Annotated in this window: 15 protein-coding genes; 10 read left to right on the top strand and 5 right to left on the bottom strand. The window is 36.7% G+C overall.

What is annotated here, in order from left to right; translation table 11 throughout:
- Positions 1-116 precede the first annotated feature (116 nt).
- From V4519_04700 to V4519_04715, 4 genes are read left to right on the top strand one after another with little or no spacing between them, the layout of a single operon-like run.
- Positions 117-401: a hypothetical protein gene (locus V4519_04700; protein ID MES2437278.1), complete on the top strand. Its 285-nt coding sequence runs from the start codon at positions 117-119 to the stop codon at positions 399-401.
- Positions 402-413: 12 nt separating this feature from the next.
- Positions 414-1,232, top strand: coding sequence for a type II secretion system protein (locus V4519_04705; protein ID MES2437279.1), 819 nt, complete (start codon positions 414-416; stop codon positions 1,230-1,232).
- Between the two features lie 43 nt (positions 1,233-1,275).
- Positions 1,276-1,551 carry a hypothetical protein gene (locus tag V4519_04710; protein ID MES2437280.1) on the top strand — a complete coding sequence of 92 codons (276 nt, stop codon included), beginning with the start codon at positions 1,276-1,278 and terminating at the stop codon, positions 1,549-1,551.
- A gap of 2 nt (positions 1,552-1,553) precedes the next feature.
- Positions 1,554-2,972, top strand: coding sequence for a type II secretion system protein (locus V4519_04715; GenBank protein MES2437281.1), 1,419 nt, complete (start codon positions 1,554-1,556; stop codon positions 2,970-2,972).
- A 2-nt stretch (positions 2,973-2,974) separates the two neighbouring features.
- Here V4519_04715 and V4519_04720 read toward each other — a convergent pair whose 3' ends face one another.
- Positions 2,975-5,359, bottom strand: coding sequence for a hypothetical protein (locus V4519_04720; GenBank protein ID MES2437282.1), 2,385 nt, complete (start codon positions 5,357-5,359; stop codon positions 2,975-2,977).
- A gap of 72 nt (positions 5,360-5,431) precedes the next feature.
- Here V4519_04720 and V4519_04725 point away from each other — a divergent pair, with 72 nt between their 5' ends.
- Positions 5,432-6,568, top strand: coding sequence for a glycosyltransferase (locus V4519_04725; protein ID MES2437283.1), 1,137 nt, complete (start codon positions 5,432-5,434; stop codon positions 6,566-6,568).
- On the opposite strand, the gene V4519_04730 is transcribed toward V4519_04725, so the two are convergent.
- From V4519_04730 to V4519_04740, 3 genes are read right to left on the bottom strand one after another with little or no spacing between them, the layout of a single operon-like run.
- A complete protein-coding gene (locus V4519_04730) occupies positions 6,513-7,262 on the bottom strand; it encodes a polyprenol monophosphomannose synthase (GenBank protein MES2437284.1) in 750 nt (249 codons plus the stop codon). The two genes, V4519_04725 and V4519_04730, sit on opposite strands and share 56 nt — an antisense overlap.
- The gene (gene rodA / locus V4519_04735) at positions 7,243-8,406 is read right to left on the bottom strand and encodes a rod shape-determining protein RodA (protein MES2437285.1); all 1,164 of its coding nucleotides are present in this window, start codon (positions 8,404-8,406) and stop codon (positions 7,243-7,245) included. Before rodA ends, V4519_04730 begins: the two co-directional genes overlap by 20 nt.
- Entirely contained in the window at positions 8,403-9,155 is a 753-nt protein-coding gene (locus V4519_04740) for a hypothetical protein (protein ID MES2437286.1), read from the bottom strand. Before V4519_04740 ends, rodA begins: the two co-directional genes overlap by 4 nt.
- A 42-nt stretch (positions 9,156-9,197) precedes the next feature.
- Here V4519_04740 and V4519_04745 point away from each other — a divergent pair, with 42 nt between their 5' ends.
- Genes V4519_04745 through V4519_04765 form a run of 5 tightly spaced genes read left to right on the top strand, consistent with a single transcriptional unit; the run spans position 9,198 to position 14,375 of the window.
- Positions 9,198-10,037, top strand: a complete 840-nt coding sequence (locus V4519_04745) for a polysaccharide pyruvyl transferase family protein (GenBank protein MES2437287.1) — start codon at positions 9,198-9,200, stop codon at positions 10,035-10,037.
- Positions 10,030-11,073 (top strand): glycosyltransferase, encoded by a 1,044-nt coding sequence (locus tag V4519_04750; GenBank protein MES2437288.1) that lies wholly within the window; start codon positions 10,030-10,032, stop codon positions 11,071-11,073. The genes V4519_04745 and V4519_04750 overlap by 8 nt, the downstream gene beginning before the upstream one ends.
- Positions 11,074-11,076: 3 nt before the next feature.
- Positions 11,077-11,967, top strand: coding sequence for a glycosyltransferase (locus tag V4519_04755; GenBank protein MES2437289.1), 891 nt, complete (start codon positions 11,077-11,079; stop codon positions 11,965-11,967).
- A gap of 35 nt (positions 11,968-12,002) precedes the next feature.
- The gene (locus V4519_04760) at positions 12,003-12,899 is read left to right on the top strand and encodes a glycosyltransferase family A protein (protein ID MES2437290.1); all 897 of its coding nucleotides are present in this window, start codon (positions 12,003-12,005) and stop codon (positions 12,897-12,899) included.
- A 3-nt stretch (positions 12,900-12,902) separates the two neighbouring features.
- A complete protein-coding gene (locus V4519_04765) occupies positions 12,903-14,375 on the top strand; it encodes a hypothetical protein (GenBank protein ID MES2437291.1) in 1,473 nt (490 codons plus the stop codon).
- Here V4519_04765 and V4519_04770 read toward each other — a convergent pair.
- Positions 14,372-14,599, bottom strand: a complete 228-nt coding sequence (locus tag V4519_04770) for a hypothetical protein (GenBank protein ID MES2437292.1) — start codon at positions 14,597-14,599, stop codon at positions 14,372-14,374. The two genes, V4519_04765 and V4519_04770, sit on opposite strands and share 4 nt — an antisense overlap.
- Between the last annotated feature and the right edge of the window lie 74 nt (positions 14,600-14,673).

Here is a 14,673-nt window from a genome sequence, read left to right on the forward strand (position 1 = left end):
GCTTCACTATAGCAAAAAGCCATAAAATTGCTAGCTGTTGAGGTGAGTTGTACACATGAGTGGTACTTTTTTATTACTAAATCTGATAGAATAAAATTCTAGTATCCTTTTGTCGTATGGCTGTAGAATTTGAAGAAGATCAATTTAATACAATAGACCCAACAATGGCACGAATACATGCATCTCAAAAACAGCACTCAAGTCTCACATTGGTGCTCGTAAAAAAAGGGGTGTTTAAAAGTGAGCAGCAAGCTCATAAAGTTTTTTTGATTGTAGCACTTGTTTCTCTCCTCGCGTCAGTATTTATTATTGGGTACTTTGTATTTAATATTGGCAGACCACAAGAAACAAAATTGCAGTTGCCTCCTGAAATATTGCAAAAATTACAAGGTACAAACTAATGACATTTTCATATGAAGTTCTTCCCATCGCATAAAAAATCCGGTTTTACGCTTATTGAGTTATTAGTGGTAGTTGCCATTATTGGTGTACTTTCGTCTATTGTACTCGTAAGCCTTAATACAGCACGAGTAAAGGCAAAAAATGCAGCGGCACTTGTTATTGTTCACCAAATACAAATCGCTATGGCACTTTACTATGATGATTATGGCGAATATCCAGACAATGGCGATGGGTTTTATTGTATTGGTAGCGATCGCTGCTATATCAATGGACAAATCTATACTCAGGTTCTTACGTTAGATACTCTCAATAAAATCCCCCCAATACTTACATCTGAAACCAACTCATTCTGGTTTTCACCTGCTACAGCACATGCTGCAGGCGAATTCTCAAAATTCGTAGTGCCTATTGATAACGAGCAGAATGCCGGGGTAATTTACTATGAAGGTAGTAGTGATGAATCATATGTATTATTTCCAGAAGTTGAAGGAAACACTACAACATGGTTCGCTCAAAATCCTGGCAATACTAGTACTACAGTATATACAACATCTTCTAACGAAAATGGAAGTGGAAGCGGTAGTGTATCAGAATCTCCAAGCGAATCTGAATCACCTAGTGAATCTGAAAGTCCAAGTGATTCTGGCTCAACTAATAATAATTTATATTATTTCTGCGAATATCAAGGAGGAGCTACAGGTGATGGATATGGTTGGAGTGATGGAAATGATTGTACATACTATTACTGTTCTTACCAAGGGTATCCAAGTAACGGATACGGTTGGAGTAATGGATCAAATTGTGGTAATGGTTCAGGATCAGGTTCATAAACCTATTTCAGTTAAGCGTACTCTAGTATATAATTAGCTTACTATGGCAGAGATAGAATTTAATGAAGAAAATAGATTAGATGTCGATCTCACTGCCCGTGCGGTTCCCCTTAGAGAAGAGCAGGGACTCATTTTTCTTGTAAAGAAAATGCATCTTGCCAAAAATAATGAGCAAGCTGAAAAAATACTTATAGTAATTGCAATTGCTTGTTTTGTTATGGCATTCGGAGTTGTGTTACTTCTCGTTGTTCGTCCAAAAAATCAGGCTACCTATAAAGTCTCTCCTGAGATACTTAAAGATATTCAGAATAAACCATAACTATGTTTAAAAAATTCTCACGAGGCTTTACATTGGTAGAACTTATAGTTGTTTTATCGGTGATTACATTGCTTGTATCTATTGTTCTTACATCCATTCAATCAGCTAAAGCAAGTGCACAAGATCGACAAGCTCGAAGTGATGTTGCTGAGATTCAGCTTGGTCTTGAACTCTATTACAATCAAAATGGTCACTATCCCAAGCCTATAAGTAGAACTCCAGAACGATACTATTGTATTGGTATTGCTCAAACTGATACCTGTATATTTGCTGACGAAATAAAATATGGTGATCCAACCCTCTATGCAATAAAGCCAAAAACAAATCCTGCAGGAGTAGAAACTCTTATGGCACAAGCTTTGGGAGCGTTTAAACTTATTCCAACAATTGATCTAAATATAAGACCGGTTCGCACAGTTGGAGGTCAAAATTTTTGGGGATATATTTATGATACAGAAACAGAGGAAGTTATTTGGGCTGAGACGGATACTCTCATAAGTAGCCCTGCGGGAGAAACTATTCAAGATCCAAATGCTGGTGGCACCGTACCTGAAGGATCTCAATTTGAAGTAAGTTGTGGTCAGTACAATGCCCTCTTCAATTTTATGTGGTTTGCTATCGGAGGTTGTGGATATCCTTGGTTTGCAACTCCATATGATCCAAGCGGATCAACATCTGGATCAGCTTCAACGTATGATTATAGTATTGGCTGGGAACGTGGATTTGGACCCTGTGCTGAAACCAATTACACCGTATCAAATTCATGTGTAACAGGATTCTTATGTAACTTTGATGGCGTTGGTGATAATCCATTATGTGATGTATCAGTAACACCTAGTGACTCTGATTCTCCGAGTGATTCAGGTAGTCCAAGCGAATCTGACTCTCCAAGTGATTCAGGTTCACCAAGTGACTCTGGTAGTCCTAGTGATTCTGGCTCACCAAGCGACTCAGGTAGCCCTAGTGATTCAGGTTCACCAAGCGACTCTGGTAGTCCTAGTGATTCAGGTTCACCAAGTGACTCTGGTAGTCCTAGTGATTCTGGTAGTGGCGGTGGTGGAGGTGGTTTTGTGTACTGTAGTGATTTATCTACAGCACCAACACTAGAAGATTGCCCAACTGAAGAACCATCTGGTTCATGCGGATATATTACCTACAACCCTTACTATGATACATATGATCCATCATCTCGATGCTATGATACATACGTGTACGCATGTGAAACCGGTCGTTATAGCTCTATGGATATGTGCTACAACGAAAATCCAGCTTCATCATCTTCAGAATCTGAAAGCTACTCAGAGTCATATTCTGAAAGTTATTCTGATTCTGGCTCACCTAGTGAATCAGAGAGTCCAAGCGAATCAGAGTCACAAAGTGATTCTGGATCTGATTCTGGCGGAGGTTGGTGGTGGTGGTAATATTACTTCTTTAGATCTCTTCTAAGAGAATATACAGCAGCTCCTAAAGCCAGTAGAGAAAGAATATACCCTATAATTAATGATAAAGGCTTAGCAAACGTTATTGTTGCTGAGTCTTTTATGTATGTAAGTGTATATACAGGACTAGCCATGTAGGTTGATTCCCCATCCGTTCTTTTCCAAGCTGGAAAATATGTGGATGTAATAAGAACTGGTACTGCCTGCGGTGTAGATGAGGCAAATTTTACCTCTATTTTTGAATCAGTAATTAAATAAGAATCAATTGTAGGAATGTTTTTAATTGGTTGTTGAGTCTCTTTAAGAAATTCAAATATAAACCCCATAGCGGTTCGGATTACCTTTTGATCTCCATCTCGGGTTATTTGCTCTGCTACAAACCTTACATTCTTAGAACCTCTTAGTTTCTTTTCTAACCCAACAAATAATTCACTTTTATCTTGAATGAGTACTAGCGGATGTGTCTTAGCAAACTCAGTGATGCGAGCTAAAGCTTTATCATAATTTTTATATGTATAATCTACGATAATAGCACTCTTAAAACGATCTAAATCAGGTGTAGTATCAAGATATTGGTCTTCCCCACGTGCTAAGACCATCGTAGGATCTGCTCGAAGGAACAATTCTTCCTGAAATCTGACAAAATCAAATGTAGTCGTGGTTCTCTTTTTAAAATCTGCTGGTGCAAATACAATTGTTGGCTCATATTCCAAAGCGTGTACTTCTTTACGTACTGGATCCTTTAGATGATATATTCTCCAATGACCAAAATCTTTTTCAAGCTCCATATGAGGATCCTTTTCCATCTGAGCTTTCATTTGTCCTGAAGAAACAATAAAGAAATTGATACCAAGTATTTGTGCACGAACTGCATCTTTATCGAATCCTTGGTTACGAAATACAGAATTTGATCTGAGATATGCATCTACCGACATTCGTTCATCTCGAGTCGAATATGCGCCTCGTACAGGCACCATAAATGGTGATTGAATAGCTGATTCTACAAGAATATTGTAAGTACTTTTCATAGAGTCCCCTGCTTTGCGTGATATTACATATTCTAATGCACGGGCACCAGATGTAACTTCCACATTAAAGGTCCCCTTCTTATCTTTTAAATAGTCAGCTATGTCTTCTGCTCGGTCACGATTATAGCCAAAATAAAAATCGGAAATTTTATTGCTATTCATAATTGGAACCCAAGCCAAGATAAATGGGGTTGAAAATATAAGCGTGAAAAACACTTTATAAAATATACTTGGAAGGTAAAATATTATTCTATAGAGACAATAGCCCACACATATCGCACTCAACATATAAAAGCATGGCAAGGCCCGGTAAATGTGTATTGGAAATCGTGGAAACAACCGTTCTACATGGAATGCAACTGGAATAAATAGAAGCAATGACGAAATACTCAATACAAGTATAGGCATATGTCTTTTCCGATATGCAAGAAGGCCGGCACCTACAGTAAATACAACAAGATGTGACCATCTCAACAAAAATAATCCTATTCCTGATGCACCAGGGCCAGTATCAATTCCCAGTGATCTACCCGCCATATTTCCAAAATATGCGAGCATTGGTAAATACCAAAACAAGGAAGCACCCAGTGGCAGTGCACCTAAAGCAAAAAATCGAACAAGTCTTTTGGTAAGATGCGGGTCTTGTAACCATTTTTTCGGATGAGTGAAAGCTCGACGCTCAAGTGCTACAAACTGAACGATATAGACAACAAGAGCTACCGGTAACACATGAACACTAGCAAGCAATGTGAAAAACAATGCAACTATCGAAAGATAATAGTCTCGTATCGATTTAGTGGCATTTAAAAAGAAATAGAGCCATATAATGAGACATATGAAACCAAACAAGTGCGGGGCTAATCCAACATGAAAAGTTCCCTGAAGTGTTACCCCCATATTTCCGTATTTGGGATAAAACATTGAAAGTAATACTGCTGCAGTAGCAACTGTAGAAGAAGCAGCCCATATATTCTTGGTATATTTATATAATATAAATCCTAATAATCCAGGGATTGCTAATGTTGATACTAAAATACATAGTTTGAATACTGCGGCATAACTAAGCGGCAGAAGCATATATACAAAAGCTGCCACAAAATAAAACATTGGAGGATAAAACTGAGGAAATGGCATCCCATCAAACCATTTTTGTGTCCATCCCCAGGTACTTGGGAATATATTCTTTGCATAATATTCACCTATAGCAACGTGCCCATACGAATCATTACCAGAAGGCACAGGAACGCGAATATATGTTACGAATAATTGAAAATTAAGAAAAAATAAAAGGATTGCACCTCCAATGAGTAATGAAGCGTATAGTATTATTGTCTTTTTCACATCCTAAAGTGTATCAAGAAATTATCGATGAGCATATGGCAACATATGGTATAGTAGCGATTATAGAATTATATGAGCCAAAAGAAGATTCTTTTTATAATAACAAAATCAAATTGGGGCGGTGCGCAACGCTATGTTTTTGATCTTGCGACTAGACTTTCCCCTACTGATTTCGATGTCTCTGTCCTTTTTGGAGGTCATGGGGTTCTTGCTGATAAACTAGTTGAGAAAAAAGTTCGAACACTTTCATTTGAAAAAATGTGGCGAGATATCAACTTTATTGAAGATGTTAAGGCATTCTTTAAATTGGTTTCTCTACTACGAGCAGAACGTCCAGACATAGTTCACCTTAATAGTTCTAAGATTGGTGGTCTTGGAGCTCTCGCAGCGCGAATTGCTGGTATTCCAAAAATCATTTTTACTGTTCACGGTTTTGCATTTAATGAAGACCGACCTCAGTGGCAAAAATTAGTAATAAAATGCATAAGTTGGATAACAATGTTTTTATGCACAGATGTAATTTTTATTTCAAAAACCGAACATGCCCAAATAGCGAAATGGCCGCTTGTGTCTCATAAAGGCAAGATTATCTACAATGGTATAGAGACACCTGAATTTTATGATCGCACCACAGCTCGATCACTGATGGCATCTACACTTGCGATCTCTCAAGACACACTTGATGGTAAACCAGTTGTACTTACCATTGCTGAACTAACCCATAATAAAGGGCTTATCTATGCACTTGAAGCTATGCGTGATCTTCCCGAGCATATCTACATTATTATTGGCGGTGGAGAGTGCGAGCAAGCGTTTAGAGCCTATATTCACGAGCATACTCTTGAAAACAGAGTGTTTCTAGCAGGCTTTGTAAAAAACGCGGCACAGTATTTACACGCAGCTGATATCTTTCTTTTACCATCAATTAAAGAAGGTCTTCCCTATGTGCTTATTGAAGCAGGCTTTGCAGAATTACCAACAGTAGCTACGTATATTGGAGGTATTGCTGAAATTATTGAGGATCAAAAAACAGGCACACTCATACAGCACCGATCTGCATCTGAAATAGTACACGCGCTTAAGACATATAGTGAAAACCCCGTAAAAGCTCGAGAGCACGGATCTGCCCTTTTACATAAAGTACAAAGTGAATTTAGTAGTTCAAAAATGATCGAACAAACATCAGCGCTCTATCTCCAAAAATCTTAATCGGTGTAATCAGACCTTCTTTAATTATCTTTCCAGACATTTTTGATTGACCAACTTTTCGTTCACTAAACATAATAGGTAATTCTATATGCTTTGCATGTTGTTTTACGCATCTATATTTAAATTCAATTTGATATGAATATCCAGCAGAAGCAATAGAACCAATATCTATCTTTTTTGCAATATCAGTAGAAATACATATAAAACCAGCTGTTAAGTCTTTAATTCCAATAAGGCACAATGCTCGGACATACACATTCCCCCACTTACTAAGCATTTTTCGCCGCCAATTCCAGTTGGATATACCGCCATGACGCACATACCGAGATCCGACAACAAGATCATGCGTAAAAGCCTTTTCAAATATATCTTTTATATACATTGGATGATGTGAGCCATCTGCATCCATCGTAATTATTTTTTGTATATGAGGTCGTTGCAAGATTATCTGATATGCAGCTTTATAAGCATTTCCTAGACCATCTTTTGCTGAGCGATTTAATAATTCTATAGTTGGATATTTTATTTTCAGTGCAGTAACTACATCTCTGGTACCATCGGGTGAATTGTCATCTACGACAAATATAGATATTCCTGGATGTCGCGATAAAATATCTTCCACTAGGGGTTTAATATTTTCTCGCTCATTATACGTAGGTATAATTATTGTAGTTTTAGATTCCCAAGAATTCATTTTTTATAACATCGCGGTGAGCAGCACGACGATGACGGCGCATACTCATTAATATTCCGAGAGCCAAGAACTCCGTTACCAAGTGCGATCCTCCATAACTCATAAAAGGCACCGTAACTCCTGTCACGGGAAGTAACCCAATATTCATTCCTATATTTACAATAATATGAGTCATAAATAGTATGGCTATACCCATTCCATACAAAATTTCAAAATTTGAGGCACCATACATACTGTTGTAAAGTATCCGCCAAATTACTATTCCATACAAGATAAACAAAATGACAACTCCTATAAAACCCCATTCTTCAGCAAATGCAGCAAAAATAAAGTCTGTTTGATACTCTGGTAGAAAGCTCAGTTTTGATTGTGTTCCATACCCAATTCCTTTTCCAAGCATTTGGCCTGAACCTACTGCTATTGTTGATTGATAGGCGTTATATCCAGCCCCATGAATATCTGCTAATGGATGGATAAACGTCATAATACGAGCTTTTTGATAATCTTTAAAGACATACATCCATAGACCAGCAAATGATACCGCTCCAATGAGAAGCACTGCAATAACATGTCGTTTGGAAATTCCAGAAACGAATACCATACCAAACCATATAAAGAATACGATGATAGCTCCTCCGAAATCGGGCTGTGCAATGATCAATAAGAATATAACCATTGAGTACAATCCAGAAACTAAAATATGTCGAATGTTTCTGATCTCTATATGCCGTCGAGAAAAATATTTAGAAAGTAAAAGAATTAGAAAAATTTGAGCTACATCTGAAGGTTGTAATGAAACAAAACCCAAACGAAACCAACTTTGTGCTCCTTTTGCTACATGCCCCACAACAAACAGCAAGGTCAGCATACAACAAGCAAATAGAAATAACGCCACAATGACATTGGTACGTTTAAGAAAACTCAAATCAAGATAACTTACAACAAAAAAGATAACTAGCGCTACAGGAATAAATACTAATTGTTTGTAAAACAATGTACTATCACCTGAAAATGAATTCATCGTTACTAATCCAGCACCAAGTATTGGTAGGGTTGCACCAAGAAGTATCCAATCGATAGTCCCCTTGGCTCCATATGTTTTTTTCTTTAATCCTTTAAATAGCCCCAAAACTAAATCTATCATCGAGGTAGTGCAATAATTTCAATACGTGATACTTCCTTAACAAATGATCGAGGCCATGTAAAAACGATAGGTTTTGATGTTTGACGATATAATTGATCAACAAGTGTGCGAGATACAGCAAATGCATTACCGTCTGTGCCATATACAACAGCAAACACAATCACCTCACTAATATCTTTATAGGTTGGATTACTAAGATCTGCAGTAATTACTGGCCCTGTAGGTGTTTGGGTCAAAAGCTGATTTTCAATTAGTGGTTCAGGACGATCCTGAGGTGCACGCTGCCATGAAAACGTTGTGCCTATATCAATAAACGTCCGGGCTGGTACCTTGTCCCCCATATCAAGTCCTGCTTCCATAATGAGAAAGCTTTTTCGAGGAGGAACATATGCGACACCTTTCTTTTCAAGTATTAACGTATTATCAATATCATAAATACTAAATGTATATGGAACATTGAAGGCTTCTGCTTCTAAATTGGGATTATGCACATATGCAGCAGCAGTATACATAGTCTCAGTTACTTTAAAGGTCTGTTGCCACTGTACTTGTGGATTATTCTCTGCAGGCTTACACAACAACACGCATGGACCACCACAGTCTATCCCCTGTTCACCTTGATTTTGCTTTCTGTCTTTACAGCTAGGTTTTTTATATAAAACTGCAAATGCTGGGAGACCAATAAACACTATAAGAACCAGTAAAAAACCGCCACTATACCACAGCTTTCGTTTAGATGCCCAATCCATAATACGTACAGTATAGCAAAAAATACGCTATACTAAAATGACATGAAACTGTATTACTGGAAGATGCAAGGCGGCAACTTTGGTGATGATTTAAACCCATTGGTATGGAATCATTATTTAAATAATCACCTAGATTCTGATCCAAAAACCACGGTCTTAGGAATTGGTACACTTATAAATGACAAATTACTAGGGAGGATTCGAGAAGCTCATACAATACATGTTTTTGGGACTGGAGTTGGACTTGGAAACCATTTACAAGATTTACCATTTATTGATGATGCATGGAATGTACACTGGGTACGTGGTCCACTTTCAGCACAGGTATTAGGATTACCACCATCAACGGCAGTTAGTGATGGAGCAATGCTTATAGGACAACTCTATAAACCTCAAGCTAACGTAAAAAAATATGCATGGTCATTTATGCCGCATGTGTACCAAGCACGTAATGGAGATAAAGCTTGGAAACTGGTGTGTGAACGAGCTGGCATACACTACATAGACCCACGCTTACCAGTTACTACAATTTTAGAAATGCTGTCGCAAACAGAAGTACTCATTGCAGAGGCAATGCATGGAGCTATTGTGGCAGATGCTTTACGTGTACCTTGGATACCAGTCACTTCAAGCGATAGGATACTTTCTTTCAAATGGCAAGATTGGTGTGCATCACTTGATATTGCATATGCCCCACAAAAACTTTCTTACATTAGAAATCTTAATCGCTTTTTTTTCAAATCAAAGTTAAAAGAAACCGAAGCTGATTTTAAAAATATTAAACTGTCACCTACATATCTTAGTTCTACTACTAAATATAATGAAGTCATTCAAGAAATGCTTCAACGTATAGAGCGTTTCAAGCAAAAAGTATATGAATAAAATCGATGTTCTAAGCCTTCCTAGGATGGATCATAACCCCTACCAAACACTTTTAGCTTCACATCTTGAGGTTGTGGGGGTACATACTCATGTAGTACGTAAAGGCATAGTAGCGTTTATATATGACATAGCCTTTGCTAAAGCTGATATTATTCACATTCATTTTACCCATTTTTTATTTCAAAATTCTAGTAATAAAAAACGCCCATTGATTATTGCCCTGTCTGCAGCTTTTGTATTCTTAGTACTTATACGATATAGAAAGCTACTGGGAGCGAAAATAATATACACATTTCATAATAATCTCAGTCATGAGCAATTTTATCCAAAAATAGAGCGTTTAGTACTACATAGGATTCTCCATATGTCATCAAATATATTTGCACATTTTAATGAAGCTAGAGATTTTATTCACACATCATATTCTATTGATAGAGCAAAGATTTCAATAATTCCTCATGGGGATTACTCAGGATATTACAAAAACACAATGTCTTTTCAAGAAGCACGGAAACTATTAGATATCGATCCTAAAACCTATGTGTATTTATTTTTTGGAAATATTAGATCATACAAAGGTATACCCAAGCTTATTCATACATTCAAAAAACTACAACAAACTAATACTCTCCTTTATATTGTTGGCAACCCCGCAAATTCAGAAATAAAACAGCTCATAGAGAAAGCCATAGAATCGCTCCCTACTATTCGTTGTGTATATGAATTTATTCCTAATGATACTGTACAGATCTATATGAATGCAGCGAATGTGATTGTACTTCCCTATCGTGATGTATTTACTTCAGGTATTGCTCACTTGGCATTAACTTTCAACAAACCTTTTATTGCGCCAAATATCAATGCTCTCAAAGAATTTAAAGATACTGCTCTTCTCTATGATTCTGCAAATCCTCATGGATTATATGAAGCATTATGCGATGCTCCAAAATTCACTCAGGACTATACGAGAGCTTATACCCAAACAACCTGGGATAGTATTGCTAAACAGACAGCTACGGTATACTTAAAAACATAAACCATGAATACCCGACCGACCACAACAGTACTTATTCCTGCATTCAATGAAGAAGCAAATATTCGACGTCTTATTCAGGATTGCCTAAAACAAGACGCAGATACATTTGATCTTCAGAAAATTATTATTATCTCTGATGGTAGCTCTGATGCTACAGTCTCAGAAGCTCAATCAATACAGGATTCTCGAGTTACTATTTTTGCATATACTGACCGACTGGGAAAAGCGCAAAGGCTCAATACTATTTATAAAACTATCACAACAGATCTTATAATTAACTTAGATGCTGATGTGAGAATTACAGATACTGAAACTTTTAAAAATCTCATACACCGACATATGATAGATAATGCTGATGTCGTGTGTGGTATTTCGTTACCTCTAGAACCACAAACGTTTGTAGAACAAGCGGCATTTTTAGGATCAAGTATCTATGTACAAAGTAAATACAAACTTAAAGAGAAAATGGGTAAAAACTGTATAGATGGCAGAATATTTTCTTGCACTGCAAAATCAATAAAAAACATTGAAATTCCGGCAAATTCGGCTACAGATACGTACACATATTTTTATTTTAAGCTAAATAATAATAACGTTGTATTTGAACCAAAAGCGAGCGTACTCTTTCGTTTGCCATCAACAATGAAAGATTATATTCGACAACACAAACGATATGAACGACCAAACTACCATCTCTATTTTGCTAAAGAGTTTTTAGAAAAAGAAGACATAAAACCAACTATACCGTGGACATTGTTGTTATTTAAAAAGGCTGTTGTGCATCCACTCAGAGCAACATGTCTTATTTTTATGCATTTTTACTCTAAATATGCTTCAAAAAGCTATAAACGTGTTGCTGTATGGGAGCACATTTCAAGCTCAAAACGTGTATAATAGAAAGTACTGAAAAACCTTATTGAGATGAGATCATGAATGATATTAAACCCCGTATATCTGTAGTCATCCCTATTTATAATGAAGAGTCTAGTATCCAATCGATTCTTAGAAGTATTTTACAGCAAAATACTTCAGATTTTATACTCCATGAAATACTTGTTTTATCTGATGGCAGCACTGATTCAAGTGTGTCTGAAGTTAGAAAAGTTAAAGATTCGCGAATAACTCTTTACGACTATACTGATCAACAAGGACAAAATGCTCGACTAAATTTTGCATATAGTAAATGTAGTGGGACTATTATTATTACTCTTGATGGAGATATTGAAATCAGTGATAGAAATTTATTTCAACACTTAGTTACCGCGCATAGCGTACATAAAGCTGATATTGTGTGTGGAAACCCAGTACCACTTGCGCCACGCAATTTCATTGAGAAAGTGGCTTTCTTTGGAGCAGATGTTGATCAATCAGTTAAAGCCAAGCTTGAAGATAAAGCTATGCGATACCGACTCATTGGTAGAATCTTTTCTTGCACGAAAGAATCACTTAACGGATTAGTGATTCCGCTTGATGTATCAAATGATGTATATATCTACTATTATAGTAAGCTCAAAAATCGTATCATTACATTTGAACCGAAAGCAGCTGTATATTTCAGACTTCCCTCAACACTTCATGATATTGTGCAGCAATACAAACGACACTTGCATACCAATCATCATATATATTTTTCAAAAGAAGTAACTCAACGTGAAGATACCCGTACGTTACAACATATATACCCAATATTCTTTAAAAAATCACTGAGACATCCATTTTTAAGTATCGCATTTGTTTTGGTATATTTAAAAGCTGTCGTGTTAGCAAAAAGATATTTACGAACAGCAACATGGGAGTACATAGCAAGTACAAAAAACAACGCATAACATATGTTCTCAAAAAAAATTTATCTTATAGTTAGTTTATGTATCATCGGTCTCTATTTATTTACACTTAAAGGTAATTTTGATCAACCGTTTATTAGTCAGCTTTACTGCCCGTTTGAATCTGCACATGAGTGTGCTCCATTTGCAAACATGCAAAGCCTTATCTATTACGGATCAAACTCATTAGATAAAAACTTAGTTGTTTTTGGGAGAATAGATGTTGGTTTCTATCAAGGGAATTTTTATAGTCTATTTCCACCTGGTCTTGCCATCCTAGCCATTCCTTTCTATCTTCTTGGCCATGCATTTCATGTAGGCCAACTTTTTGCATTCTCATTTGTTATGATCTGTGCTCTTCTTAATGGGTTGCTTTTATACTATATTTCGCGAAGTATATTTAAGCTATCTACACGTGCATCACTCATAACGCCGGTTATCTTCCTTTTAAGCTCAACGGCGTGGTCCTATGGCATTACATTTTTTCAACATCAGGTAAGCACCACACTGCTCCTACTGTGTTTTTGGCTTATCTGGAAAGGATCACAGACAAGTCTACCACATTGGAAGTATACCTATGTGCCAGTGGCTTTATACGGGCTTTCTGGGCATATAGATTATCCCAATCTAGTACTCCTTTCCCCAATGATGGTCTATTTGTTGGTAGTAATTTGTAAAGCAGCAGCTCCTCGTATCCAGAAAGCATTTCTTATGTTTAAGTTGCTAGCAGTACTTGGAATTCTTTTATTGTCTTATCCTTTATACAACCATATACTTTTTGGCGATTGGAGAATCTTGCAAAATAGACTGCCTCACTTTTTTGAAGTTGAAGAAGCAGGAGTCGCCGAACAAGAAAAACTCGTTAGGAGATCAGCTGTTTCATATATATTTGTGCTAGATAGATTGCCGAAAGGACTCTACACTCTGCTGTTTTCCCCAGGTAGAGGACTATTCCTATATTCTCCTATTTTTATTTTCATATTTTTTACGCTACGAAAAAGATTCTTTAAAAATGCAACGACTGAGCAATGTATACTTTGGCTTACCGTAATTCTTTTCCTCTTGCTGTATGGTAGCTATGGTGATGCATCAGGAGGATTTTCTTATGGTCCTAGGTTTTTAGTACCCATAATGGCGATTTTATCTCTGTTTGTTGCTCAATATATTGATAGTCTTAAAAACAAAATAATTACTATTGCATTGTTTATAACGTTAAGTTATTCACAAGCGATAGCACTCCTAGGAGCCATTACACAAAGCATTAATGTCCCTTGTGTTGCTCCAGCCACTATTTCTACATGTACATATGTCATGAATATTGGACACCTTATATCAAATAAGAGTAACAGTTTTGTATATAAAACTATGCTACAAGATCATGTGCCTTTATTCTTTGTATACATATTTATACTTATGCTCATTACTAGTATGTCTGCAACGCTTATTTTTCAAAATAAAAAAGATCCGAATTCAACCTAGCATAGAGCTGTGTCAAATCGAATCTTAAAAAATGATTCCCATTGCTTTTGAGATGTATTATTCGGATCGAGTTTTTCAAGGGCTTTCTCGAGTACATTGTCAGCGAGAAATACCCTACTTTTTTTATCGTTGATAATTCTTCTACACTCATCTGCAATTTCATCTCCCCATGCGCCCCTTGTACGAGCGAGAAATGCTTCTGCTTCAGGTGTATCGCGCAGCATTTCGCCTCCTTATGTATGAACACATCAATTCCAACAAAATACTACTACTATCATAGACAATACTTACTGTTAAA

It is taken from the genome of Patescibacteria group bacterium (assembly GCA_040387855.1).
Lineage (GTDB): Bacteria > Patescibacteriota > Minisyncoccia > Phycocordibacterales > JAKAEA01 > JAZKCY01.